Here is a 22,970-nt window from a genome sequence, read left to right as displayed (position 1 = left end):
CCATCCTCCTGCCTCCATCTTACATTTTCTTAGCTCGAGTGGTCAACAAAAATTTTCCATTCGCCGTTAAGCTTTTTGAAAAGCAGGGTAAAATAGCCCTGAGGTTCATCTTTCTCACGTTTTAAGTGCCAGCTACCCAAAACAAAGGCCACGTCTTTATTTAAGAAATCGACTTTCTTAATTCCAAAAGTTAAAAAGCCCATTCCTGTTTTACCGCCAGGATAATTCTTCTTATAGTTGTCCAAAGTTTTCTGCCATCCATATGTTGGTCCGCTTTTACCCACAAAAAGTAAACTATCACTTTTTATGTAACCTTTCATAAAGGCATCAATATCGCCCTTATTCCAGTTAAGGCGTTGATTTTCGAGCACATTTAATATCGCTTGCTTATCTTTTGAGGTTTGAGCAAAGGTTCCAAGTGAAACCAGCATCAACGCAATCAGTATCATTCTTTTCATAATTCCAGGTCTTGTTGTAAAGATATAAAACAAATTATTTCGTTCCATGCATAAAAATTGTTTCTTTACATTTCAATCTAACGATATGCAAAATAAAGTTATCACCATAGGCGAAATACTTTGGGATGTTTTTCCTGAAGAAAAAAAGGCGGGCGGTTCAAGTATGAATGTTGCGCTGAATCTCCATAAACAAAGTGTGGAAAGTGGTTTTATTAGTGCTATCGGCGATGATAATAATGGAAAAGAACTATTGGATTTCTTAGCTTCAAATCATTTCTCTGCTGATTTAATCCAGGTTAACCCGGCATTACCCACCAGCACGGTGGTTGTTCATTTAGACGAAAACCATCAGGCGACCTATACCATTAAACAACCTGTAGCCTGGGATGACATTCAACTCGATGATAAAAATATTGAAGCTGTTAAACAAGCTGATGCCCTGGTTTATTGCAGCTTAACTTGCCGTGAGGAAAAATCGAGGAAAACAATTTTATCGCTTTTAGAAAATGCCAAAACAAAAATCTTCGATATCAATTTACGTCCGCCTTTTTACGAGAAAGAATTACTAGCGGAACTTTTAGCACATGCTGATGTCTTAAAAATTAATGAAGACGAAATTGTTTGGGTTCGCAATACTTTCGACTTAACCGGAAATACTGATGAACAAATCCTGAAACAATTGTCTGCACGTTTCAACATCGAAATTATTTGCCTAACGCTGGGCGATAAAGGTGCTTGCGTTTTAAAAGACGGAAAATTATTTAAACATGCGGGTTATAAAGTTCAGGTTGTGGATACAGTTGGCGCAGGCGATGCATTCTTGGCTACTTTTATCGCTGGTTATCTGCAAGGCTACCCTATGGAAACCGCTTTAGATAACGCCTGTAAAGTTGGTGCTTTCGTGGCTTCCCAGTCGGGTGCGAATCCGGAATATAATAAGAAGATTTACCATATGGCGCTAGGTTAGCCACAGATTCACAGATATTTTTTGCTACAGAACACAGGTTTTCACTAAAAACCTTTACGATCAGCGTCATTGCGAGGCGGCTTTTTCAGCCAACGAAGCAATCTTTTTGCAAGATAGATTGTTTTGTCATACTTCCTCGCAACTTAGCGGTATGGGTTTTGCGTTAGGAATTGCCTGCCTGCGCTAGGCAGGTAAAGGTTTAGTACCGATTTTTCATCGGTACCGTTGCGAAGGCGGAGCTCTGAAAAGCCCGACCCTTGCGTAGCTTGGGTAACGCCAGAATCACTGGCAGTTTTCAATTGGCACTTTGCAGTTTCGCTTTTGTCTTTCTGCTTTAGTCTTTCAGCTTGCGCCCAAATTATGACACCACGCTTAAATTAATCCAAATCGAAACTTTTACCTTTAATATTCCGTTAATATAACTACATGAGAGGTTTTCGTTTTTCTGATTATAAGCCTGGCGACACGCCAAAAGGCGGGTTTGAGGAGTTGTTAAAATTATTTAGCGAATTGCTGAATTATACGGCCGGCGATGCAGCGGAGGCTTTAAGCTGGCTTAACGAACTCGATAAACAATACAAATTAACCAATAATGATTACGGCATCGGAAATTTTATCGATGACCTGAAAGATAAAGGTTACCTGACTGAAGACAACCAATCGGGCGAATTTAAAATTACAGCCAAAACCGAGCAAACGATTCGTAAATCGGCGCTGGATGAAATTTTCGGCAAACTAAAAAAATCAGGCCGGGGTAATCACAACAGCAATAAATCGGGCATTGGCGAAGAAAAAAATGCCGATAGGCGGGAGTATAGCTTTGGTGATAGTTTAGACCAAATCGATATGACGGCATCCATACAGAATGCTCAAATAAACCATGGAATCGGCGATTTTACGTTAACTGACAGAGATTTGGAAGTAGAGGAAAAGGATTTTAAAACTTTAACTTCTACGGTGCTGATGATTGATATTTCCCATTCGATGATTTTATATGGCGAAGACAGAATTACGCCGGCCAAAAAAGTAGCCATGGCTTTAGCTGAACTGATTAAAACGAAATACCCGAAAGATACTTTGGATATCGTGGTTTTTGGGAACGATGCCTGGCCAATTACCGTTAAAGATTTACCCTATCTGCAGGTTGGTCCGTACCATACCAACACTTTCGCAGGTTTGGAATTGGCCACAGATTTACTCCGGCGCAGGAAAACGCATAATAAACAGATTTTCATGATTACGGATGGGAAACCAACCTGTTTGAAAGAAAACGGTAAGTATTATAAAAACAGTATGGGTTTGGATAGAAAGGTGATAAACAAAACCTTGAACATGGCCGCCCAATGTAAGCGATTAAAAATTCCAATCACGACGTTTATGATTGCCAAAGACCCTTATTTGCAGCAATTTGTTCGTCAATTTACCGAAATTAACGGTGGAAGGGCTTTTTACAGTTCGCTAAACGGATTGGGCGAGTATATTTTTGAAGATTATATTAAGAATAGAAGAAAAACAGTTAAATAAAGCTGGAAGACCAAAGCAGAAAAATTAAAACTGCTTAAAGTTTAAACTGAATTAACGTTACACACTTAAACTAAGAGATGCAAAACACTACATTAGGAGAGTTAAAAACCACAGGATATAAATCAAGGTCGGTTAAAGAAGAGCTTAGAGAAAATCTGATTAAGGTTCTCAGAGATAAAAAAACAGAATTCGAAGGCATTATTGGTTACGACGAAACGGTAATTCCGGAATTGCAGACAGCAATTCTTTCCCGTCACAATATTTTACTTCTGGGTTTACGCGGCCAGGCGAAAACGCGTATCGCCCGTTTAATGGTAAACCTACTGGATGAATATGCGCCTTATGTTGCCGGCAGCGAAATTTTCGACGACCCGTTAAACCCGATTTCGTGGTATGCAAAAAACGAAATTGCCACCAAAGGTGATGCTACTGAAATTGCCTGGTTACACCGCAACGAACGTTACACTGAAAAACTGGCTACACCTGATGTTACCGTTGCCGATTTGATTGGCGATGTTGACCCGATTAAAGCGGCCACCTTAAAGTTAACTTATAATGATGAGCGTGTAATTCACTTCGGGCTAATTCCGCGTGCACACCGCAGTATTTTCGTCATTAATGAATTGCCCGATTTACAAGCCCGTATTCAAGTGGCCTTATTTAACATGCTGCAGGAAAAAGACATTCAAATTCGTGGCTTTAAGCTGCGTTTGCCTTTAGATATTCAGTTTGTGTTCACCGCAAACCCTGAAGATTATACCAATCGGGGCAGCATTGTTACACCATTAAAAGATAGAATTGAAAGCCAGATTTTAACTCATTATCCGAAAAGCATTGAAATTTCCCGCAAAATTACTTTTCAGGAAGCTAAGCTTACAGAAGAACAGAAAGCGAATATCGAGGCCGATGGCCTGGTAAAAGATTTGGTAGAACAAATTGCTTTCGAAGCCCGCAAAAGTGAATATATAGACCAGAAATCTGGTGTTTCGGCAAGGTTAACCATTTCAGCATACGAAAACTTAATCAGTACCGCTGAACGTAGAATGTTAATTTCCGGAGAAAAAAATACTGTCGTTCGTTTATCAGATTTGGCCGGGATTATACCTGCGATAACCGGTAAAATAGAATTGGTTTATGAGGGCGAACTGGAAGGACCGGCTCATGTAGCCACAACTTTAATCGGCAAGGCGGTTAAAACTTTGTTTGCCCGTTATTTTCCTGACCCCGAAAAAGCCAAGAAAACAAAAACGGCAAACCCTTACACCGAAATTACTGAATGGTTTACCGAGGGAAATAATGTTGATGTTACCGATTTGCTAACTAATGCCCAGTATAAAAAAGCTTTGATGCTGGTACCAAACCTATACGATACGGTGAAGAAATTCCACCCTAAATTAAGTGAAAATCAAACTTTACTTTTAATGGAATTTGTTTTGCATGGTTTGGCAGAATATTCTCAATTGAGCAAAAACTATTTAAATGGCGGTTTCGGATTCTCAGATATGTTTGGCAGTTTATTTAATGCTGAATTTGATGGGGAAGAAGATGAAGACGACTTCAGGTAGAATATTTTTAGCTTTGACAAATTTATCACCAAATGCGAAAGAAATTTGTCAAAGCTTTAATTACAAATGACAATAATTAATGGAGTTTAATGGGTATCTTTTATCATTAAGATTAAGCCAGGGGAATCTTCCTGATGACTATCCATTTAATATTCCATGCTTAAAATCATTTCCGGAATTAGCCTTTCATCCGAATGTTACATTTTTTACGGGTGAAAACGGCGTTGGAAAATCTACTTTAATTGAAGCAATTGCGGTAAGTCTCGGCTTTAACGCGGAGGGGGGAAGTAAAAACTTCAATTTTACCAGCAGGGCGACACATTCAGAATTGCATAATTATTTGACGATAACAAAAAGTTTCAGAAAACCTAAAGATGGTTTTTTCTTACGTGGTGAAAGTTTTTATAATGTTGCAAGCGAAATTGACAAACTTGACGAAGAGTTAAAAGCAGGCCCCAAAATAATTAATGCCTATGGTGGCGTCTCTTTACACGAACAATCCCATGGTCAGTCTTTCTGGTCGCTGTTTATGAATCGGTTTAATGGTAATGGCGTTTATATTTTAGATGAGCCAGAGTCAGCATTTTCAGCTACAAAACAAATTGCAATGCTATCAAAAATTGGTAGTTTGGTTGATAAAAATGCCCAGTTCATCATTACAACCCATTCGCCGATTCTACTAGCCTATCCAAAGGCATCGATTTACGAAATGGCCGACGGTAAAATAACCAAAGTAAAATATGAGGAATCTGAAATTTACAGGGTTTATAAATCTTTTCTGGATAATCCTAAACGAATTTTAGACAATTTATTTATATCAAATATTTAATTGATTTTTTAGCTTTGACAACTTTAAACAGTAAACTGTAAAAGCAAATTATCAAAGCTTATAATTTAAAATACACTCCATTGATATGGGAAGACTACCTTTTATCATCGCTGCCTGCATACTGATTACCGCTTTTGATATTTATTTTTTTAGAGCCATTCTGGCTGTTTTTAAATGGAAGCCGGGAACAAAAAAAATCTTCGGGATTTTATATTGGAGCTATAGCATTCTATTAATTATCGGGGTTTTTGCCGGTATTTATCTTAATCTTTTCCTTACCTTAAGAGCCATTATTTTAGTTGCTTTCTTCTTAACCGTAGCCTGTAAAATGGCGATGTTGCCGTTTTTAATCCTCGATGATTTACGAAGATTATTCATTAAACTTTTCAGGAAAAAAGAAATTATAAAAGACCAGCCAATAATCGAAGCTGCACCCATTTCCCGTTCGGAATTTTTGGTAAAAGCAGGTCTGGTTGCCGCAGCAGTCCCCTTAACTTCTTTAAGCTGGGGAATCATTTCAGGCGCTTATGATTACCAGGTCAGAAGGGTGAACTTAATTCTCCCAAATCTCCCAAAGGCCTTTGATGGCATTACCATGGGACAAATTTCCGACATCCATTCCGGAAGTTTCTACAACAAAACGGCTGTGAAAGGTGGTGTGGAAATGCTACTCGGCGAGAAACCTGATTTTATTTTTTTTACAGGAGATTTGGTGAACAACTTAACAAATGAGGTAAGAGATTACCAGGATATTTTTTCAAAGGTGAAGGCTCCACTAGGCGTTTATTCTTCCCTGGGAAACCATGATTACGGCGATTATTATTTCGGCAAGGAATCATCTCCAGCCAAAGTAAAAAACCTGAAAGACATGGTCGATGTTCATAAAATAATGGGTTACGATTTGTTAATGAACGAAAACCGCCGCTTGAAAGTTGATGGAGAAGAAATCGGCATTCTAGGCATCGAAAACTGGGGAATGGGCCGTTTTCCAAAATACGGAAAAATGGAACTGGCTGTACAAAACACGGATGATTTACCTGTTAAGCTTCTTTTAAGTCACGACCCATCACATTGGCGCGGCGAGGTTTTACAGAAATACCCGCAAATCGATGCTATGTTCAGTGGTCATACGCATGGCATGCAGTTTGGCGTTCGCTTAAAGGAATACCAATGGAGCCCTGTACAATACATTTACAAGGAATGGGCAGGATTATATCAGGAACAGAAGCAACAACTTTACGTTAATGTTGGCTATGGTTTCTTAGGTTATCCGGGAAGGGTTGGGGTTTTACCAGAGATAACGATTTTTAATTTGAAGAGGGCTTAGATATTATCACATTGAGCTTTTCGACATGCTTAAAAAAGATTCTTAGGCAAATTACCATCGATGTATGTGCCAGTTTTGCTCAAGTCGTCATTTCGATCCGATAGCTATCGGATGAAGCGCAGCTAATGGAGAAATCTTTGAATAATAAATTACGAGTCCAAAGATTTCTCCACCGCGGTCGAAATGACGAAGTTTATTAATTAACGTCATTTATTTTTATAAAATTAATTATCCCTCAGAATGACAACTTTACTGCCCTGCATTAAAGCGATAGCCTACTCCCCTAACCGTTTGCAACAATTGCGGATTGTCAGGATTCAATTCTATTTTCTTACGCAAGCGAACGATGTGCATATCTAAGGTACGGGTATTTACGTCAGAGTTGTAGCCCCAAACCACCAGCATCAACTCATCACGGTTAATTACTTTACCGGGATTACGCAGGAAATAAAGCAGGATACGGTTTTCCAAAATCGTTAATTCAATTTTCTTTCCATCTCTGAATAAAGTATGAATGTTCGGATGGTGTTCCATATTACCGAAGCGGTGAATTTCAGCGGTATCTTTATTTACGATGAATTTCACTTTACTTTCCAGCATGGCCACCAGAACATCCATATTAAATGGCTTTGTAATGTAATCCGATGCACCGAAATTATACGCATCAATTTTATCTACATCCTGCGCTTTTGCAGTCATCATGATAATCAGATTTTCAAAGCCCTGCTTACGAACGCTTTCGCAAACTTCAGCACCTTGTTTTCCGGGCATCATCCAGTCTAACAAAACAATATCAGGCTGGTCGGCAAGAATCATTCTTTCACCCGCTTCACCATCATTGGCTTCTAGCACATTATAGCCTTCGGTTTTTAATCTATGTGCAACTAAAAAGCGGAGATTTTCATCATCCTCTACAATTAATATTTTTACTTCTTTAGACATTTGTGTTTTGTTATAAGGTTGTAAAGTTGAAAGTTGTAAAGTTGCACGGCAACATTTTAACATTCCAACATTTTAACATTTCAATTTTTAACTATTATAAGGCAGTACAATCTTAAATTCAGTACCCGCGCCTACTTTACTTTTTACCGTGATCTCGCCCTGCATAAAGTTAACCAGTTCTTTGCAGAATGCCAAACCTAAGCCAACGCTTCCCATTTGGTTATATTCATTCTGAATCCTGAAAAACTTTTTAAATATATTATTTAATTCAGAAGAAGGAATTCCGATGCCTTTGTCTGTAAAGCGAAATACCAGTACACCTTTTATCAGCTTTGCACTGATGTTTAACTTTTTGTTTCCGGGGTTTGAATATTTGTAAGCATTTTCTGCCAGATTATCGAATAAACTACCCAATAAAACTGGGTCTGTTGTAAATGTTTTAAAGCCAACCACTTCATGGGTAATCTCAAAATCCGGATGTTTTAACGTATGTGATTCAATTGTACTTTCAATAAAATCATTAATATTTACTTCCTCCTGATTAAGTTTGATGGCTTTATTTTCAATTTGGGTAAAAGCCAGCAGCTTGTTCATTAAACCATTTAACTTATCGGCCTCTTCATCCAATATTTTACCATAGAGCTGCTGTTCTTTAGCACTGAGAACGGAAGCACTTTTTATGTTATTTCCCGCAATTTTTATAACACTAACCGGCGTTTTAAATTCGTGGGTTAAGTTGTTTACGAAATCGTACTGCAGCTTAAACATTTTACTATTGATATTTAAATTACGATAGATTAAAAAGGCAACCAATAACAACACCCCATAAACCAGCAAAAGCACCAAAGCGATAGGCAGGAAATAAATAAATATTTCTTTTTTGATATAAGATTTTGAAGAAATGAAATACAATTTAAAATCTGAAAATGCACCTGGCAACGCAATTTCAGTTGCAATATTTTCATCTGAAGTATCAATCGGATCATAGGTTAACGGTTCAATGCGAATGGTTTCATATAATAATGGCCTGGTATTTATTATTTTAATCTTATTCGGATCGAGCTGAAAAACCAGCATATCCTGCTGATAAACCGGAGCCGGATTTAACCGCCTTTGCAGCATGTCTTTATAAACTTTTAAGTCCTCGGGGCGGGGAATATTGAGGTAGGTAATTTTGTTGGAAAGGACAACAGAAAAATTCGTAAATAACTGTTCTTGCGTTGGTACAGATGTTGTGTCGAGTTTATCTATAAAACGAACCAGTTTAAGAGCCATTCCGTTAAAATCATCATCCACCTTAAATGATCTGGTATCAGCTTCTGAAAATAGTTTTACTGAATCAGGTTTTACCGTTCTGCCAAATTGAAATATAGATTTAGGGCCGATGGAAAAGTGACCTGCGTTCATGCCATCCCGAACGGGTATATTTTTTACCTCCGAATCATAAAACATCACTTTTGCTATAAATGGAAATTTATTGGTTATGGTGTCAACAAATTTTGAAGCTGTTGCTGAATCTAAAAAACCATTGTAATAAGATACTTCCGGCATTTCATTTTGAAAAAACTCATTGTAGGGCTTTATGCTTTCTTCTAAAACATTAACCTTTTCGGATACAAATTCGTTTTCTATAGATTTTTTACTGTAGTTAAATGCCAGGAACAGCGATAGAATAAACAGAATGGAAATGAGTGCAATAAAAGCAACACTCAACGAAAAATTCTTGCGATAACCACTTTTCTTCTGCTGAAGCATAAGCTATTTTTTATTCAGGTTTTCCTGAAGAAAAGCTTCAAGTGCTTTATATAAAGCTGTTCTTCCCTGTTGGCGCAAAACCGGATTCGGCCCTTCTTCTTTCTCAATGTAAGTTACCGGAACATTTCTTTTTTTAAGCTCCTTTACAAACTGAACGCCCTGTGCAACATTTACCCTTGGGTCTTTAGGATTTTGAGCGATAAAAACAGGCGCTTTAAACCGGTCTGCATGAAAAACAGGTGAAGCAAACCGGGTATAATCGGTGTCCGTTTCAGGATTTCCAAAGATTTCGTAATACATCTGCAAATTAGATTTTAAGAAGGGAGGTATAGTTGTTAAATAACTAAACAAACTTATTACACCTGAATTAGAACCTCCGCAGCTATAAATATCGGGATTTTTATACAAACAATTTAAGGCAATAAAACCGCCCAAACCATTGCCATAAATAGCTACTTTTTTAGGGTTTGCAATTTTTTTGCTAATCAGCCACCTCACACCATCATTTACATCCTCCTGAATTTTATCGCTCCATTCTTTAAAACCGGCCGCATAAAAAGACTTGCCATACCCGCCCGAACCACGATAATTTACCTGCAAAACCGCATAGCCCCTGTTGGCCAGAAATTGTACATCTGCATTATAACCCCATATATTTCTTCCGCCGGGGCCATTATGTGGTAAAACAACGACCGGTAAACTTGTTGTTTTTTTATTTTTCGGCAACGTTAAATAACCGTTAATGGTTAATCCATCTCTACTTTTATAACTGATTGGCTTCATCTCACACATATCCTCTTCCCGGATAGACGGATTAATATCAGCCAGTTTTTTAAGCTTATTCTCATTTGAAACATACAGGTAATAAGAACCAGGATTTCGATCCGTATAAGTCCTCAATACAAACACATTATCGCCTTTATCCTTATCCATAATACGCCATTCGGTATTGGGCAAGAGCCTGTCTATTTTTGCATAGCTTATTTTTGTACTGTCATCAAGGTAAAATTTTTCTTTTTTCCAGGTTTCGCATGTCACAAACACCATTTTCTTTTTGGATTTCGAATACTTGGCATCCACTACGTTTAAAGTATCGTTCCCAAACAAAACCTGTTTTTCTTTTCCTGTTTTTAAGTCGAGTGCAACCAGTGCATTCTTGTCGCGATTTACATTCGAAATCGCATATATAACGTCAGCTTCATTTTCTGAAAAGGCCACAGGCTGAAGCGTTGTTTCAAAATTATTTGTAATTACCGGTTTAAATGGTAAACTTTCGTTTTCGCGGTAAAGTAATGTCTCATTTACACCATCACTGGCCACCGCAATTTTTAAAATCCCTTTATTATCGGTAACCCATTCTGTAATATTACCAGGATTTTTAGCCGCAATATCCATTTTCCCGGTACGAACATTAAGCCTGTATACATCAAATACAGTAGAGTCTCTTTTATTTGAAGCCACAATGATGTACTTGTCGTCAATGAGCTGATCTTCAATAACCCTGACCTTATTTTTTTCGTTAGAACTTAATTGTTTCTGGCTGTTGCCATCTTTACTAACAACGAATAAATCCGTTTTACGTTCTTTCGATTCATCTTCAGTGTAATAAATCAGTTCATTGTTACTTGTCCAGAAGTAAAAACTAATACTTTTCTCATTAAGATGGGTAAGCTGTTTTACCGTCCCGGTTTCAATATCTTCGATAAAAAGATCGAGTTTTTTATCTTGTAATTTGAGATACGACAGCGCTTTTCCATCCGGAGAAACATGGTAATAAGCCTTATCCTGGGTTCTGAAAAAGTTATCCACAGGTATAGTTTTCTCTTCATTGGCTCCTTTACAGGACCAAATAGCAGCGACTAAAATGAATAGAATGAACCTTTTCAACATAAAAAATCTCTAACAGGAAAACAAAAATATAACAACCTGCTGGCTTAACGGCCAAATACATTAACAATGTTACTAAGGTTATCTTTCAACCTATGTGCTTCCAATTTAGTATTTAAAATAAAGACATAAATAAAATACAGGTAACATTTAAAATACGTTTTATATGCAGTTATACTTTCAGGAAAGATGTATTAAAATGTTACATTTAAATCTTATAATTTAGGTTTATGAATCGCTTTATTATAGTTGTATTTTTATTTTTCTGTTGTCAGGCGAATGCACAAAATTTTCGGCAAAACAGGCCATTAGCCGCCGATGAAGGTGATTTAGCGATTCAATATTACCAGGACGGTGAATATGAAAAAGCAGCCGTAATTTTTGAGAAACTTTTCGCAAATCCAAATAATGAAGGTTATTTCGACATCTATTTTAATACCCTGCTGAAATTAAAAAAATATGATACAGCCGAGAAAATTGTAAAAAAACAAATCAAACAATCGCCTCAGACAGAAATTTATGAAATTGCTTTAGGAAAGCTTTACCAGGAAAAAGGCGATGCTTCTGCTGCAAACAAAATTTTTAACGAAACAATTGGTAAACTGCCAAAAGATGAATTCAAAATCAGAATGCTCGCCAATAATTTCTACCGTTTTGAAAATTATGAATATGCCATTCAAACATTTAAACAAGGGCGAAAGCTATTGGATAACGATAAAGCATTTGCTTTTGAATTGTTAAATATTTACAGGTTTAAGAAAGATAAACCGATGCTGATGCAGGAATACCTCGACATTTTACCTTCGACTCCGCAATTATTACCACAGGCAGAGGCCGTATTATCTATGATTTTTGAGGATAAAACTGACTACCAAACATTTCAAACTGGTATTCTGAAAAAAATCCAAAAAGAACCGGATGCAGAAATTTACATTCAACTGTTAACCTGGAATTATATTCAACAACAAGAATACGATATGGCATTGCGCCAGTTGATAGCATTTGATAAAAGAACAAAAGCTGATGGAGGAACTTTGTTTAATGCGATTTACACATTTGTAGATAATGGCGCTTATGATACGGCAATTAAGGCTTACGAATATTTATTAACCAAAGGAAAAGAAAATCAATACTATCTGCCCGCCAAAATTGAGCTGCTTAATACGAAATACAGCATCCAGACCAAAGGAAAATACAACATTGCTGATTTAGATTTACTTGCCAAAGATTACCAGGTTTTACTGGATGAAAACGGCAAAAACAAAACGACATTATTTGCAATAAAGAAGTGGGCTACATTGCAGGCATATTATCTAAATCAACCGGGAAAGGCTGAAATTGCTTTAGAAGAAGCGATTAAAATGCCGGGGATAAATGCATTGGATGTTGGTCAGCTTAAATTGGATTTAGGTGATATCTATATCCTTACTAAACAGCCATGGGAAGCATTTTTAGTTTATGAACAGGTAAGCAAACAATTTGAAGGTCAGTCTATCGGTAACGAAGCGCGTTTTAAAAGCGCAAAACTGTCTTTCTATCAGGGTAATTTTGATTACAGCAACGGGCAGTGCCTGGTATTAAAAGCAGCTACCTCTCAGCTCATTGCTAATGATGCTTTGAACTTAAGCTTATTAATTTCTGATAATACGCAAACACCAACAGACAGCAGTGCTTTAAAAATGTATGCAGATGCGGAAATGTTATTATTCAGGAATTTACCGGAACGATCAATACAGAAGTTGGATAGCATTTCCGTTGCGTTTCCGCAAAATTCTTTGGGTGATGCCATAATGATGAGTAAAGCGAAAATCTTCATCAAATCTGATGAGTACCAAAAAGCAGCAGATATATTTAAAAAAGTTATTGATGAGTTTAAAGATGGCATCTGGACAGACGATGCTTTATTTACACTTGCTGATATTTATGAAAAGAAACTAAATGATATTGCACAGGCAAAAATTTATTTTCAGAAATTAATAACAGATTATCCCGGAAGTATGTTCAGCGCTGAAGCCAGAAAAAGGTTTAGAAATTTACGTGGCGATGGAATTTAATTTTCTGTTTCCTGCTTTTTTTTATTTTCCTTATATGTGGTTTCAGCTGCGATACCAAACTCGATAATAAATGCATAAAAAGCACAATTAAATACCAGACCTAAAAAGTACAGCCAAAGGTGCGCACCTAAAAAGCTAAATAAAAAAGTGTGGGTTGGAAACTGGAAAATAGAATATAAATCAGCAAGGGTTCTTAAAAACAAATTACTTGCAAATACATGCCTGTCTTCTGATGCGAAAGCAAAAAAACAAACCATTGTTAAAAAACCAATGATCATAAAGGCTTTGAAAAATCTATAAAAACGAAAGTTTTTCATGAAGGGTGAAAGATTATTTTGCGCTTAAAGCTCTAAGTTCGAAAAATTTATGGCTTTCCGAAAAATAAATAATATTTTAACCTGTAATTATTTTTTCCAATCCCAGATGACAACGCTCCATTCCAGGCCAGTTAGGTCTTTTGCTGTATAGATTTCTTCGAAGCCAACTCTTTTGTGGGCATTCATAGAGCGTTGATTAATTATTGCCACTTCCGTAATTGCGAAATCATAATCCAATTCAAAGTATTCCCTATACTCCAGGTAGCATTTATCAAAAAGACCTTGCCCACGGTAGTTTTTATCTACACAAACCTGTCCGACCACTAAATATTTATATTCGGCAATTGCTTTTCCTTTGTATTTGATATGATTAAATCCATCAAACATCGAAATCAAAACCGGGATATCTGATTTTGATTTTTCTGTCATTGCCAGCACGTAAGCGATAACTTTTTCGCCATCTTTAGCAATAATATTCGGCTCATAAGATTGCATTTTTTCTAAATCAGCCAAACCATGTGCAACCGTTACAAAACCCTGGTTTTCTTTTTCTTCTGCGGATAATCCAGCAGAAAGATTACGCCGTTGAAGTGCCAGAATTCCTTCTAAATCCTTTCTGGTTGATGAAGTTGTTATTACAATCATCAGGCTAAATTAAATAACCTCCGCTGTTAAATAAAATGACATGTTGATTTTTAAACACAATAATCATATTTGTTATCTTTGCATTATGTTATTATACAACGTTACTTTAATTTTAGATGATGCAGCTGCCGAAGAATGGTTGCAATGGATGACAGAAATTCATATTCCCGAGGTGATGGCAACCGGAATGTTTGTTTCGCACAGATTACTTAAAGTATTGGATTCGCCAAACGAAGGTGTTACCTATTGTGCGCAATATGTTGCAGAAAGCTTAGAAAACTATAATCAATACCAGGAAATTTATGCACCTGCCTTACAGCAGGATTTAAATGATAAGTTCAAAAATCGCTTTGTAGCTTACCGAACTTTAATGGAGTTTGTACCCCCAACCGCCTGAAGGGGGCTTATGAAGGCTCACACCAATTATTGATAAATCACGATGGAAAGAAAACCGCTTAGGGGATTTAGGGGTTCAATTTCTTATTATTTTTATGCCTGTCTGCATCTCGGATGCTTTTCTTTTGCAGGTTTTGCTCCAGTGCTTCGGTTAAATTAATACCTGTTTGATTGGCCAGGCAAATTAAGACGAATAGCACGTCGGCCATTTCATCGGCCAGGTTTACATCTTCATCACTTTTTTTGAAAGACTGCTCACCATATTTTCTGGCCATAATCCGGGCAACTTCCCCAACTTCTTCCATCAGGATAGCTGTATTGGTCAGTTCGTTAAAATACCTTATCCCTGTGGTTTTAACCCAGTTATCTACAGCTTCCTGCGCTTCTTTAATGGTCATATTTTTCTTCTTCTATTTCTGATTTTATGATGCGGTTCACATCTATTTTAGCCCCTTCTAGCAAGAAAACCGTGGCGCCTTTTTCCCTGGCGTAGGGATTTTTTAAGGTCCCAATCTTTGTAATTTTTTCAAATAATGGTTGTTCTTTTTTTCTTTGAGGATCTTCATCCCCAGAACTTTCAATTAAAATCAAATCTTTAATTGGCTTTTCCATTTTAAACCAATACAGGTAATCGGCATTGTAGGCAACTGCATTAATGTTTTTATATTTCGAGTAATAGTTAATTGCGCCGGCCTGACCATAATTATCTGCACGAACAATTAAAGCCGATTTATCTTTAACTTTTGCATAAGCGGCATCCACAATTGCGGCGAGTTCTTTCCAGCCTTGCATATCGGCATAATCTTGCGGCAAATCATGGTTTTTTCCATCTTCCCAACGCAAAGCACCAACCCGCTCATACATTTTATGATTTGCAATGATGCCTTCAGGGGTATAAACCGGCATCATAATCGGAACGATATAAGCAAAAGAACCAATTATAAACACCATCAGCAATGAGGATAGCAAAATTCTCTTCCCCATAACCTGACTGATGTAAACACTTCCAAAAGCCAGTAAAACCGGATATAAACCTAGAGCATAATACGATTTCGCTTTAAAATAGCTGAAAATAAGTAAGGTAAAAATGAAAGTTAATATTACCCAAAGGTATTTTCTAAAGGGTTTGTAAACAGCAAAACCTGCAAGGGCCGCCAGAAGCAGAAAAATATCATTAATAAAAAAAAGAATTTGTTCTTTAAAAAAATCAGCCCGCTTTACGTTAACCAACTGCGTTTCGGCAAGTTCTTTCATGTGGCTTATCACAGGAAAATTATGCTTGATTTGCCAGATAACATTCGGAGCAATAATTAGCAAAGTAAGTACTATTGCAAAATATAAATGTTTGCTGGTAAAAACGTTTCTTTTGGGCGTTAGCAAAATTGCAGGCAACAGTCCCATTATAAGAAACAGTACATTGTATTTATTTAAAAACCCAAGGGCTGTCCAAACGGCAAATTGATAAAGATAATTTGGCTTATTATTTTCAAAATAACTTATCAGATAGTAGAACATGGCCGTCCACGCCAGAACATCAAAAGAATTTGGCTGATATAGAATATTAAGCCTGATGTAAACAGAACAGATAAAGGCCACAGCCACCAGGCATTTCGCATAAAAACTTCCCTTAAGTTTATCTACAATTAACCAGGCGAAAACCATGGTTCCGGCGCCAAATAAGGCCGGGAAAAACTTTACCCAGAAAATGCCATTGCCGAGAAATTTTATGATTAAGGAGCATAAAGCAGTTAATGGCGGAATAGAAGTGAAACCCGCTGCAAGGTGATTGGCCTGATCTAAATGCAAAAACTCATCGCGATGGAGTTCATAAACAGAATTAACCAAAACGTAACTCAAAATAAATTTCAGCAGGATGAATGCTAAAAGGGAACATGTTTCAACTAAACCAGAATACCTGCTTTTCATCATTCTTTGTTTTTGGTGTCAATCAAAATGGTGGTTGGCCCATCGTTTACCAAACTGACCTTCATATCTGCACCGAAAATTCCGGTCTCAATTTTTTTTCCAAGCAGCGAAGATAATTTCTCAACCATTTTCTCATAAAGTGGAATCGCAATATCTGGTCTGGCTGCTTTTGTAAAGCCAGGCCGGTTTCCTTTTTTTGTAGAAGCGAACAATGTAAACTGACTGATTAAAAGAATACTTCCGTTAACATCGGTTAGGGCTTTATTCATCAAGTCGTTTTCATCAGAAAAAATCCGCATACCGATAATCTTTTTCGCCAGCCAGTCTAAATCTTCTATGGTATCAGCATCCTCAAAACCTAAAAGAACTAAAAACCCTGTTTCAATCTGGCCGGTTATTTTTCCCTCTACAACGCAACTTGCCTGTGTAACTCTTTGTAAAACTGCACGCATTTTAACTACTTTTGAGAATCAGATTAATATGCGCAAGATAAGTATTTTACTAATTACTGCACTTTTGTTTACCGCTTGTAAACCTAAGTTTGCCGTGCATCCGACCTTTTATTTCTGGCGAACGGTTTATAAAAATCAAAAACCGGAAACCAAATACCTGGAAGATTTTAAAGCAAAATCTTTGTATGTCCGCATTATGGATGTAGATATAAATCCCGACACATACGAACCTGTTCCTGTTTCGCCGATAACTTTTGATGATCCTTTACCAAAGCAGACTGAAATTATTCCGGTGGTTTACCTGGTTAACAACATTTTTAATAACCTAACCGAAGCGCAAAGCAAATTGCTTGCAAACCGCATTTCAAAATTTGTTAACGCAAAAGTAAATCAGGCCGGTAAAAAAATCTTTAAAGAACTTCAAATAGACTGTGACTGGACAAAAACCACAAGAGATAAATATTTCAGTTTCCTGAAACAGCTTCAGTCAAATGCTTCACTTAAAGGTAAAGAAGTCTCTGTTACATTACGATTGCACCAGGTTAAAAACCTGGTTTCGAGTGGTATCCCGCCGGTAAAAAAAGTGATGCTCATGTGTTACAATATGGGTAATCTGCGAAAATATGGCGGGCAGAATTCCATTTTGGATATGCATGAAATGGAAACCTATCTTAAAAACGGGTTAGAAAACTATCCATTAAAAATGGATGTAGCCCTGCCACTTTTTAGCTGGGCTGTTGTTTTCAGAAAAGAAAAATATGCAGGCATTTCAAAGCACATCAGTAAAGTACAGCTAAGCGACAAAAAGCTTTTCAGAAGAAGGGGAAATTCTATACTTTATGATTTGTTAATGGATTACCCCCAGGCGGGGTTGAGAAATGGTGACATCATCAGATGGGAAGAAATTTCTTTAAATAATTTGCTTGTATCTTCTGAATTTTTATCCCGATATTTAAAATCAGAAGAACGAAATCTTGTCTTCTATCACCTCGACACCGACCTTTTAAAAACATTTAAACATGACGACCTTCAAAAAGTTATCGATAATTTTTAGTGCTTTCTCTTTAGCCTATTTTGGTGAAATTGCAGTTAATTTAGCTTGTGGCGGAGAAGTAGATCCATACGATTATTATGTTTCCTATTTTCATAATAATACACCGGGTGATGAATATACTTCCTTTGCATTTACTGAAATGGCTTATCTGTACAGTGAAGATAATGTTGAAAATGAAGCGGATATAAACAGCAGGGAATGGGCGAAGTATCTTGATGTAAAAGAAGAAGATGTTTACAAAGTAATGTACAAGACAGATAGTGCAACTGGTGTAAAACTTTCGGAGTACACCGGTAAATCGATAAGTGAATTACCGGATAGCCTGCATCAAAACGCCTTCTTGCTGGCATTAACAAAAAATAAAGAAGCGTTAAATTATTATTCATTTGCGAAGGACTGCGAACCACTGGCAAATGTAAGCTGGAATGAATGGAACCCTGAACCAAGGGATTCTGCAGCAATGGAAAACAAAGCTAAAGATGCGCTGAAACTGACAACCACAGAAAAAGATGATTTCCTGAAACTACGTTATGCTTATCAATCGGCCAGAATGTTTCATTACGCAGGCAATTACACAGATTGCAAAATGGTTTATGAAAAGTATGTAAAACCTGCAAAAATCAATAGCGCCGTTAAAGGATGGGCAGAAGCCTTATATGCCGGTGCTGTAAGAAAACTAGGTCATCCGGAAGAAGCCGCCTATATCTTCTCTAAAGTTTTTGCGAGCAACCCGGAGCGTCGGGTTCAGGCTTACAAAAATTATTATTATACGAGTTCGCCTGTAAACGGCGCTTTGAAATACGCGAAAAACAATGATGAGAAAACAAATATCTGGGCAATAAACGGATTTGGAAATTCAGAATTCGACCTGGAAAGTTTACAAAAAACGTATCAATACAATTCAAAAAGTTTATTGAATGGTGCCCTTTTGGTTAGAGAGGTAAATAAGCTCGAGCAAGACCTGATTAAAGATAACGACCTTGCCAAGGTCAGTTACAGTTATTATTTTTCGGGCAGTGAAAACAGCAAAAAATACAGAGACAGTATACAAAACTTAAACTTTAAACACCTTAATCAAATCAGAGATTTTTCTGTAAAACTGGCCGCCGAAAAAAAATATCCCCAACCCGAATTAGGCACTTTAACCGCAGCATATTTATCATGGATGGAGAACAAAGATTTACTCGCATCGAATTACCTGAAAACTTTAAATCCGGATAGACTTCCGGATAAACTTCGCGACCAATACCGAATTGTCGACTTATTAATCAAATCGAAAAATATTCAGAAGGGAAATTCATTTAACGAAAAAGATTTGCTGCCAACACTTAAATGGCTTGACGAAAAACGTTTTGAAGAAAATAAAGAACAGGTTAAAAATCAAAACTACTATTATAACTGGGCCGGAAATGCAAACAGCCGTTTTACCCTAACCACAAGAAACTTTTACCAGCAAATTTTAGCTCCAGCTTATATGAAAATGGGCGATACTGCTAAAGCAGCACTTGCAATGGTTAAGGGCGATTTAAAATATAAAACATTGAATGAAAACTCATTATTCAAAAACATGAGTTACCAAACCTCATCCTTCTGGCAAGAACAATTAAGTCCGAAAAGTATGCAGAAATTAGCAAATTTTAAAAATGCAAAAACCACTGATAATATGAATGGTTTGCTTTCAAAAGCATTAAGCCAATTAAATAATGATGACTTTTATGAACTTTATGGAACGACCTATCTGCGTACACATCAGTACGATAAAGCCGTTCAAATGTTCAGTAAAGTTTCATCGAATTATAATTATTTTAGCCCGGAAAACTGGTATGCAATTGAAGGCGAAACCAAGCTGTATGCCAATCCATTTATAGAAACCATTAACGATTTCCCAAAGAAATATGTTTCTGCTAAAAAATCAATTACTAAAAAATCTTTCGCAATAGAAATGTTGCGACTGCAAAAGTTAACGGTGAACGACAAAAAAAATGCTGCGCTTTATTACTACAAAATGGCCAATGCTGTTTATCAGACAGGATACTACGGAAACAGTTGGTTCTTAATTAGCTATGACTGGTCATCATACGATAACAGCAGTGTTCCAAAATTCGGCTACGATGCCGATTATAAAAAAGCGCAGACAGCTAAAGCCTGGTATTTAAAAGCAAGGGCTTTAAGCACCAACGCAGATTTTAAGGCGAAATGTACTTTTATGCTGGCAAAATGTGCGCAGAAACAAATCATTATGAATTACAATACGGTATCTTTCGGTTATTATGATGAAAAAGATGTAAAGTATAAAGATTTTTTGAGTGCTAATTACCATAACCCTTACTTCAAAGAATTAAAATTGAAATACTCTAAAACACCATTTTATGCTACAGCCTCAAATGAGTGTAGCTATATGGGGGATTTTATTGCCGGAAAGTAAGAAAGCTAAGCGGAAAGCGAAAGACGACAGACGAAAAACGAAAAAACAAAGACCAAAGCGGAAAGACTAAAGTGAGTTGAGCCCTTTCAGCTTTAGTCTTTAAGCTTTATACTTAATGCCTTGTATCATTATTATGGTAAATACTGAGGTAACTTTCATATCTCGAAACGGCAATATTACCTTCGTTTACCGCTTCCAGAACTGCGCAACCCGGTTCGTTAACATGACGACAGTTGTTAAAACGGCAACCGTGAGAAGTCTTAAAAATTTCCGGGAAGAAATGCCCTAATTCTTCTTTTTCAATGTCAATAATTCCTAACTCCCTGATCCCCGGCGTATCTACTATAAAACCACCCTGTGGCAATTCAAACATTTCTGCAAAAGTTGTGGTATGCTGTCCTTTATCGCTCCAGTCAGAAACTTCACCGGTACGCAAATCCCTATCCGGTATTAAAGCATTGATTAAACTCGATTTCCCAACGCCTGAATGGCCGGAAATCAACGTAATTTTATCGGTGATTAAATCTTGGATAACCGGAATGTTCAGGCCTTTTAACGCCGAAACTTCGTAACATGGATAACCGATAGCCTGGTATATTTCCTTAAAATCCTGAAGAATTTCTAATCCTTCCTTACTGAATAAATCGAGCTTATTAAAAACCAAAACTGCAGGCACATCATAAGCCTCGGCAGTAACTAAAAAACGATCAATAAAACCTAAGGATGTTCTTGGTGAAGCCAGTGTAACCAGTAAAATGGCCATATCTAAGTTTGCAGCCAGAATTTGCGCTTGCTTACTGAGGTTAATGGACTTGCGGATAATATAATTTTTTCGTGGCAGTAATTCGTTAATCAAACCTTGATTACTGTCTTTCTCCAGGTCGAATTTTATCCGGTCGCCAACTGCAATCGGGTTAGTTGTTTTAATTCCTTTAATCCTGAATTTCCCGATAATACGGCAATCGTAACGTTCGCCATTATCGGCTAAAACGCTATACCAACTCCCCGTAGATTTAATAACTAAGCCCTGCATATTTGCAAACAAAGGTATGAAAAGGATAGAAGATGTAAGCGGTAAAATGGAAGATAGAATTGAGCAGGATTTGGAACGTGATTATTTCTTCTTAAACATCAATTTCAGGTAAATCATTTTTGCAGAATCTATTTTATCAAAATAAGTTCGCTCCAAAACAGAATCTCTCTGATCAATTTTAGTATAAGCTTCCGTAACATGGGCGCGTATTAAAATAGGATGACCGATTGCAAACAATACACTATCATTAACTTTCGAGGCGGCAATAATATCGGCATAAATCCCGGCCTGATAGGTGCCGTTTCTTTTAAAACCACCACCATTTTTGTTCTCTTCGCTGGTCGAAATATTTACTTTTGAAGAAACATCAACAAAAGCTTTCGTTTTTTCTTTTTCAAACTTACCATCGCTGTAAAAAGTAGAATAATTAATACCACCGAAAGACCACTCCACTTTATGGTCAGCATTTATATAGTATAAAGGTTCGTGAAACTTCAAAGTATCTAAACCATATTGCTTAATAGAATCTTCATTCATGAAAATGGTTTTGAATATGATTTTCCTGGTCGTATCATCCAGGTTTAAAACTGTATCAATTGAATTGATTTTATGATAAGAAGAATCAAGTTTATAAACTACCGGTAATTTTGGAACTGTAAATTTTTCTGCAGTATTTTTATTTGATGTACAGGAAGTAACAGAAAAAAGAATAATAAAATATATAATAAAACGCTTCATATCCGTAAATCTAATCTGATTAAAGAAATTGAAAAAATTAAACAAATTTAAAGCTTTAATGTTTTTATCCGATATTAAAGATTACCTAAACGGTTGCAGGCAGCCGTTAGTCTTTAAATAACAAGCAAATTAAATAGCCGACAAAATAAGCCAGCAAATCATAAACCGTAAAATAAGTACCTAATACAATGCTCCAGAATTTGTTATCCTGCAAACCCAGCCAGTTTACATAATGCAAACCTTGCAAGCATTCAATTATAAAAGAGAAAACCAATACCCCGAAAGCAAGCTTTTTATAATTTGTTTTGAGGAATATCCTTAAGAAAGCATAAATCAAAACCACCACCAAAACATCACCACCGAAAGGGCGGATGTAAGCATCATGCAGGTATTTTGCAATTAAGATTTCTACAATAAAAATTATAAGAAAAACAAAGAGGAATTTTAGGTTGAAGGTTAGTTTCATATCCAAATATATCAATAGATATTTCGTCATTTCGAGCGTAGCCGAGAAATCTTTGGAATAAGGTTTCAAAGATTTCTCCATTCTCCTATCGGTTGGTGTCTCACCGACAGAAACCTGAGTTATTTATTTATCCATACATCTATAACAGACACCGCCGTCTCAGGTTTAACATTAAAAGTCCGGTCGGAAAGACACTAACTGATAGATAAT

Annotated in this window: 21 protein-coding genes; 9 read left to right on the top strand and 12 right to left on the bottom strand. The window is 36.8% G+C overall.

All coding sequences use genetic code 11. The features are described from left to right. Window positions 1-29: 29 nt before the first annotated feature. Complete coding sequence (locus tag O0931_RS16895) at window positions 30-458, bottom strand: YybH family protein (RefSeq protein WP_269416660.1); 429 nt, start codon at window positions 456-458, stop codon at window positions 30-32. Between the two features lie 85 nt (window positions 459-543). Here O0931_RS16895 and O0931_RS16890 point away from each other — a divergent pair, with 85 nt between their 5' ends. From O0931_RS16890 to O0931_RS16870, 5 genes are all read left to right on the top strand, one after another. Continuing rightward, entirely contained in the window at window positions 544-1,425 is an 882-nt protein-coding gene (locus O0931_RS16890) for a carbohydrate kinase family protein (RefSeq protein ID WP_269416659.1), read from the top strand. 426 nt (window positions 1,426-1,851) lie between these two features. Next, window positions 1,852-2,949, top strand: coding sequence for a vWA domain-containing protein (locus O0931_RS16885; RefSeq protein ID WP_269416658.1), 1,098 nt, complete (start codon window positions 1,852-1,854; stop codon window positions 2,947-2,949). A gap of 77 nt (window positions 2,950-3,026) precedes the next feature. Then, window positions 3,027-4,514: a magnesium chelatase ATPase subunit I gene (locus tag O0931_RS16880; protein ID WP_269416657.1), complete on the top strand. Its 1,488-nt coding sequence runs from the start codon at window positions 3,027-3,029 to the stop codon at window positions 4,512-4,514. 79 nt (window positions 4,515-4,593) lie between these two features. After that, entirely contained in the window at window positions 4,594-5,343 is a 750-nt protein-coding gene (locus O0931_RS16875) for an AAA family ATPase (protein ID WP_269416656.1), read from the top strand. A gap of 85 nt (window positions 5,344-5,428) precedes the next feature. After that, window positions 5,429-6,670, top strand: coding sequence for a metallophosphoesterase (locus tag O0931_RS16870; RefSeq protein ID WP_269416655.1), 1,242 nt, complete (start codon window positions 5,429-5,431; stop codon window positions 6,668-6,670). A gap of 249 nt (window positions 6,671-6,919) precedes the next feature. On the opposite strand, the gene O0931_RS16865 is transcribed toward O0931_RS16870, so the two are convergent. From O0931_RS16865 to O0931_RS16855, 3 genes are all read right to left on the bottom strand, one after another. Continuing rightward, the gene (locus O0931_RS16865; RefSeq protein ID WP_269416654.1) at window positions 6,920-7,612 is read right to left on the bottom strand and encodes a response regulator transcription factor; all 693 of its coding nucleotides are present in this window, start codon (window positions 7,610-7,612) and stop codon (window positions 6,920-6,922) included. Between the two features lie 87 nt (window positions 7,613-7,699). Next, the gene (locus O0931_RS16860; protein WP_269416653.1) at window positions 7,700-9,367 is read right to left on the bottom strand and encodes a sensor histidine kinase; all 1,668 of its coding nucleotides are present in this window, start codon (window positions 9,365-9,367) and stop codon (window positions 7,700-7,702) included. A 3-nt stretch (window positions 9,368-9,370) separates the two neighbouring features. Next, window positions 9,371-11,176, bottom strand: coding sequence for a S9 family peptidase (locus O0931_RS16855; protein WP_269416652.1), 1,806 nt, complete (start codon window positions 11,174-11,176; stop codon window positions 9,371-9,373). Between the two features lie 308 nt (window positions 11,177-11,484). Between O0931_RS16855 and O0931_RS16850 the strand changes: the two genes are divergently transcribed. Then, window positions 11,485-13,308, top strand: a complete 1,824-nt coding sequence (locus tag O0931_RS16850; RefSeq protein ID WP_269416651.1) for a tetratricopeptide repeat protein — start codon at window positions 11,485-11,487, stop codon at window positions 13,306-13,308. Here O0931_RS16850 and O0931_RS16845 read toward each other — a convergent pair. Both O0931_RS16845 and O0931_RS16840 read right to left on the bottom strand, forming a co-directional pair. Continuing rightward, the gene (locus tag O0931_RS16845) at window positions 13,305-13,565 is read right to left on the bottom strand and encodes a hypothetical protein (RefSeq protein ID WP_269416650.1); all 261 of its coding nucleotides are present in this window, start codon (window positions 13,563-13,565) and stop codon (window positions 13,305-13,307) included. The genes O0931_RS16850 and O0931_RS16845 overlap by 4 nt on opposite strands. A 147-nt stretch (window positions 13,566-13,712) precedes the next feature. Next, window positions 13,713-14,270 (bottom strand): GNAT family N-acetyltransferase, encoded by a 558-nt coding sequence (locus O0931_RS16840; RefSeq protein ID WP_269416649.1) that lies wholly within the window; start codon window positions 14,268-14,270, stop codon window positions 13,713-13,715. 85 nt (window positions 14,271-14,355) lie between these two features. Between O0931_RS16840 and O0931_RS16835 the strand changes: the two genes are divergently transcribed. Then, window positions 14,356-14,667, top strand: coding sequence for a DUF4286 family protein (locus O0931_RS16835; protein WP_269416648.1), 312 nt, complete (start codon window positions 14,356-14,358; stop codon window positions 14,665-14,667). Between the two features lie 67 nt (window positions 14,668-14,734). Here the strand turns inward: O0931_RS16835 and O0931_RS16830 are convergent, their stop codons facing one another. From O0931_RS16830 to dtd, 3 genes are read right to left on the bottom strand one after another with little or no spacing between them, the layout of a single operon-like run. Beyond that, window positions 14,735-15,064, bottom strand: coding sequence for a nucleotide pyrophosphohydrolase (locus O0931_RS16830; protein ID WP_269416647.1), 330 nt, complete (start codon window positions 15,062-15,064; stop codon window positions 14,735-14,737). After that, complete coding sequence (locus O0931_RS16825) at window positions 15,054-16,595, bottom strand: ArnT family glycosyltransferase (protein WP_269416646.1); 1,542 nt, start codon at window positions 16,593-16,595, stop codon at window positions 15,054-15,056. Before O0931_RS16825 ends, O0931_RS16830 begins: the two co-directional genes overlap by 11 nt. Then, window positions 16,592-17,044 (bottom strand): D-aminoacyl-tRNA deacylase, encoded by a 453-nt coding sequence (gene dtd / locus O0931_RS16820; RefSeq protein ID WP_269416645.1) that lies wholly within the window; start codon window positions 17,042-17,044, stop codon window positions 16,592-16,594. The genes O0931_RS16825 and dtd overlap by 4 nt, the downstream gene beginning before the upstream one ends. A gap of 28 nt (window positions 17,045-17,072) precedes the next feature. Here dtd and O0931_RS16815 point away from each other — a divergent pair, with 28 nt between their 5' ends. Both O0931_RS16815 and O0931_RS16810 read left to right on the top strand, forming a co-directional pair. Next, complete coding sequence (locus O0931_RS16815) at window positions 17,073-18,098, top strand: hypothetical protein (protein ID WP_269416644.1); 1,026 nt, start codon at window positions 17,073-17,075, stop codon at window positions 18,096-18,098. Then, entirely contained in the window at window positions 18,064-20,523 is a 2,460-nt protein-coding gene (locus tag O0931_RS16810) for a hypothetical protein (protein WP_269416643.1), read from the top strand. Before O0931_RS16815 ends, O0931_RS16810 begins: the two co-directional genes overlap by 35 nt. Window positions 20,524-20,635: 112 nt before the next feature. Here the strand turns inward: O0931_RS16810 and rsgA are convergent, their stop codons facing one another. The 3 genes from rsgA to O0931_RS16795 all read right to left on the bottom strand — a co-directional run bounded on the left by rsgA (window position 20,636) and on the right by O0931_RS16795 (window position 22,841). Continuing rightward, window positions 20,636-21,556 (bottom strand): ribosome small subunit-dependent GTPase A, encoded by a 921-nt coding sequence (gene rsgA / locus O0931_RS16805; protein ID WP_269416642.1) that lies wholly within the window; start codon window positions 21,554-21,556, stop codon window positions 20,636-20,638. Between the two features lie 81 nt (window positions 21,557-21,637). Beyond that, window positions 21,638-22,294: a hypothetical protein gene (locus O0931_RS16800; protein WP_269416641.1), complete on the bottom strand. Its 657-nt coding sequence runs from the start codon at window positions 22,292-22,294 to the stop codon at window positions 21,638-21,640. Window positions 22,295-22,400: 106 nt separating this feature from the next. After that, entirely contained in the window at window positions 22,401-22,841 is a 441-nt protein-coding gene (locus O0931_RS16795) for a ribosomal maturation YjgA family protein (protein WP_269416640.1), read from the bottom strand. Between the last annotated feature and the right edge of the window lie 129 nt (window positions 22,842-22,970).

Source organism: Pedobacter rhodius, from assembly GCF_027213645.1.
GTDB lineage: Bacteria > Bacteroidota > Bacteroidia > Sphingobacteriales > Sphingobacteriaceae > Pedobacter > Pedobacter rhodius.
This window is presented reverse-complemented; position numbering and strand designations above follow the sequence as displayed.

Bases quoted from the DNA above. Each gene is read 5' to 3' on its own strand.
- O0931_RS16895 (WP_269416660.1), bottom strand. From the start codon at position 458: ATGAAAAGAATGATACTGATTGCGTTGATGCTGGTTTCACTTGGAACC.
- O0931_RS16890 (WP_269416659.1), top strand. From the start codon at position 544: ATGCAAAATAAAGTTATCACCATAGGCGAAATACTTTGGGATGTTTTT.
- O0931_RS16885 (WP_269416658.1), top strand. From the start codon at position 1,852: ATGAGAGGTTTTCGTTTTTCTGATTATAAGCCTGGCGACACGCCAAAA.
- O0931_RS16880 (WP_269416657.1), top strand. From the start codon at position 3,027: ATGCAAAACACTACATTAGGAGAGTTAAAAACCACAGGATATAAATCA.
- O0931_RS16875 (WP_269416656.1), top strand. From the start codon at position 4,594: ATGGAGTTTAATGGGTATCTTTTATCATTAAGATTAAGCCAGGGGAAT.
- O0931_RS16870 (WP_269416655.1), top strand. From the start codon at position 5,429: ATGGGAAGACTACCTTTTATCATCGCTGCCTGCATACTGATTACCGCT.
- O0931_RS16865 (WP_269416654.1), bottom strand. From the start codon at position 7,612: ATGTCTAAAGAAGTAAAAATATTAATTGTAGAGGATGATGAAAATCTC.
- O0931_RS16860 (WP_269416653.1), bottom strand. From the start codon at position 9,367: ATGCTTCAGCAGAAGAAAAGTGGTTATCGCAAGAATTTTTCGTTGAGT.
- O0931_RS16850 (WP_269416651.1), top strand. From the start codon at position 11,485: ATGAATCGCTTTATTATAGTTGTATTTTTATTTTTCTGTTGTCAGGCG.
- O0931_RS16845 (WP_269416650.1), bottom strand. From the start codon at position 13,565: ATGGTTTGTTTTTTTGCTTTCGCATCAGAAGACAGGCATGTATTTGCA.
- O0931_RS16840 (WP_269416649.1), bottom strand. From the start codon at position 14,270: ATGATTGTAATAACAACTTCATCAACCAGAAAGGATTTAGAAGGAATT.
- O0931_RS16835 (WP_269416648.1), top strand. From the start codon at position 14,356: ATGTTATTATACAACGTTACTTTAATTTTAGATGATGCAGCTGCCGAA.
- O0931_RS16830 (WP_269416647.1), bottom strand. From the start codon at position 15,064: ATGACCATTAAAGAAGCGCAGGAAGCTGTAGATAACTGGGTTAAAACC.
- O0931_RS16825 (WP_269416646.1), bottom strand. From the start codon at position 16,595: ATGATGAAAAGCAGGTATTCTGGTTTAGTTGAAACATGTTCCCTTTTA.
- dtd (WP_269416645.1), bottom strand. From the start codon at position 17,044: ATGCGTGCAGTTTTACAAAGAGTTACACAGGCAAGTTGCGTTGTAGAG.
- O0931_RS16815 (WP_269416644.1), top strand. From the start codon at position 17,073: ATGCGCAAGATAAGTATTTTACTAATTACTGCACTTTTGTTTACCGCT.
- O0931_RS16810 (WP_269416643.1), top strand. From the start codon at position 18,064: ATGACGACCTTCAAAAAGTTATCGATAATTTTTAGTGCTTTCTCTTTA.
- rsgA (WP_269416642.1), bottom strand. From the start codon at position 21,556: ATGCAGGGCTTAGTTATTAAATCTACGGGGAGTTGGTATAGCGTTTTA.
- O0931_RS16800 (WP_269416641.1), bottom strand. From the start codon at position 22,294: ATGAAGCGTTTTATTATATATTTTATTATTCTTTTTTCTGTTACTTCC.
- O0931_RS16795 (WP_269416640.1), bottom strand. From the start codon at position 22,841: ATGGAGAAATCTTTGAAACCTTATTCCAAAGATTTCTCGGCTACGCTC.